The following is a 281-nucleotide window of genomic DNA, read 5'->3' as shown; positions in this document are numbered from 1 at the left end:
TTCGGAATGTGAGGCGGGCGAAGCGCGTCATGCCAGCGCCTACCGTCGGCATCGATCGTGAGGACCCCGGACAGGTCGCCCGGCGCACCAAACGGCGACCGGATCTGCCACGCTCCCGCTTCCAAATCCGCCGGGCGGGGCTCGACTTGCGCGAAGATCAAGTGCTCATAGCTCAGAGCAACGAGTTCGTTGATGTCGAGCTCCCGCAGGATCTCCTCGACGATTCCGCTATCAACGCCCTCCGGACGCGGAGGTTGGTTCATACGTAAAGAAGTTAAGAA

At 61.6% G+C, this 281-nt stretch carries 1 protein-coding gene; it reads right to left on the bottom strand.

The genetic code is table 11. From position 1 onward, the window contains the following. A partial coding sequence (locus QWJ41_RS21040; protein WP_302710433.1) for a hypothetical protein occupies positions 1–263 on the bottom strand: 263 nt, incomplete at its 3' end. Positions 264–281 lie beyond the last annotated feature (18 nt).

This window comes from Nocardioides cremeus (genome assembly GCF_030518195.1).
GTDB classification, from domain to species: domain Bacteria; phylum Actinomycetota; class Actinomycetes; order Propionibacteriales; family Nocardioidaceae; genus Nocardioides; species Nocardioides cremeus.
This window is presented reverse-complemented; position numbering and strand designations above follow the sequence as displayed.